Here is a 1272-nt window from a genome sequence, read left to right as displayed (position 1 = left end):
TCGCTGGCAAGCTGAACTGGCCTAATAATTCCGGACACCTCTTAAGGGCGATATGATTTCGCCAATCTGGAGGTTTCATGAACGAAAGAAAGATTTATACCCGCGAATTCAAGCTGCGTGCTGCCAGCATGGTGCTTGACGACAACTGCCCGGTTCCAGACGTTTGCGCATCGCTGGATATAGGCCCTACCGCCTTAAGGCGGTGGGTGGACCAAGTTCGCAAAGAACGCGAAGGACAGCCGGTCAATGGCACTAAAGCGATTACCGACGACAAGCGCGAGATTCAGGAGCTGAAAGCCAAGATCAAACGCATGGAGATAGAAGCCGATATCTTAAAAAAGGCTACTGCTCTCTTGATGTCGGATCCCGATCGTTTTCGATGATCGCGGAGCTAAGAGAGTCTTTTCCGACTGCCACTCTGTGCCGTGTTTTCGATGTGAAGCGCAGCAGCTTTTACGAGTGGCTTCAGCGGCTCGCCAAGCCACAGATAAAACGCGAAGAACTCAAGCTGAAAGTGGTTGAACTGCACAGCGAAAGCCGGGGTGCCATGGGCTCCAGAATGATCAGCAAAGGTCTGAAGGCCCAAAACATAGCGGCGGGAAGGAGTCTTGTCAGAGCGCTAATGAGAGAGGCAAACATTGTCAGCAAACAGCGCCAACCGCATCCATTTAGATCCAGGGGAGTTGAAGCATTTGTCGCACCCAATCTGCTCAAACGAAATTTCAAGGCAACGGCGGTTAATCAGGTCTGGTGTGGAGACGTTACCAGTCTGATGGTGGGCAAGCGCTGGGTTCATGTAGCCATTGTGATCGACTTGTTTGCTCGCCGGGTCATTGGTTGGGCGTTCTCGCTGGTCAATGACGCTAACTTGGTCAGCAAGGCGCTACGCATGGCGACACAGATACGAACATGCCCGCCGGGACTGATGTTTCACTCGGATCAGGGTTGCCAATACACCAGTCGCAAGTTTCAACAAGAACTAATGAGCCATGGCATCTTGCAAAGCATGAGTCATCGTGGCCAGTGCTGGGATAACGCTCCGACAGAGCGTTTTTTTGGAACCTTGAAATCAGAATGGGTGCCTCGCAGCGGCTACAGCCTGATCGATGAAGCAGAAACCGACATGGTGCGTTTCTTCGTGTATTACAACCGCACCCGGCTTCACAGCTACAACAGTTATCTGTCGCCAATAGCGATGGAGCAGAAAGCTGCCTAAAACACCGTAACCGGTGTCTGGGATTACTTGACCAGTTCAAGCCAGCTCCCACAGGG

Annotated in this window: 2 protein-coding genes; both read left to right on the top strand. The window is 52.1% G+C overall.

Annotated features, from left to right (window positions below; genetic code table 11):
- Positions 1-77: 77 nt before the first annotated feature.
- A complete protein-coding gene (locus tag D6877_RS30000) occupies positions 78-383 on the top strand; it encodes a transposase (protein ID WP_241089403.1) in 306 nt (101 codons plus the stop codon).
- Positions 380-1216, top strand: coding sequence for an IS3 family transposase (locus D6877_RS18505; RefSeq protein ID WP_241662924.1), 837 nt, complete (start codon positions 380-382; stop codon positions 1214-1216). Before D6877_RS30000 ends, D6877_RS18505 begins: the two co-directional genes overlap by 4 nt.
- Positions 1217-1272: the final 56 nt, after the last annotated feature.

Origin of the sequence: Pseudomonas sp. Sample_9 (genome assembly GCF_004307535.1) — a bacterium.
Lineage (GTDB): Bacteria > Pseudomonadota > Gammaproteobacteria > Pseudomonadales > Pseudomonadaceae > Aquipseudomonas > Aquipseudomonas mercuritolerans.
Note: the sequence above shows the minus strand (reverse complement) of the source record. Positions and strands in the feature narration are given on the sequence as shown.

Coding starts and splice junctions, on each gene's coding strand:
- D6877_RS30000 (WP_241089403.1), top strand. CDS start 78: ATGAACGAAAGAAAGATTTATACCCGCGAATTCAAGCTGCGTGCTGCC.
- D6877_RS18505 (WP_241662924.1), top strand. CDS start 380: ATGATCGCGGAGCTAAGAGAGTCTTTTCCGACTGCCACTCTGTGCCGT.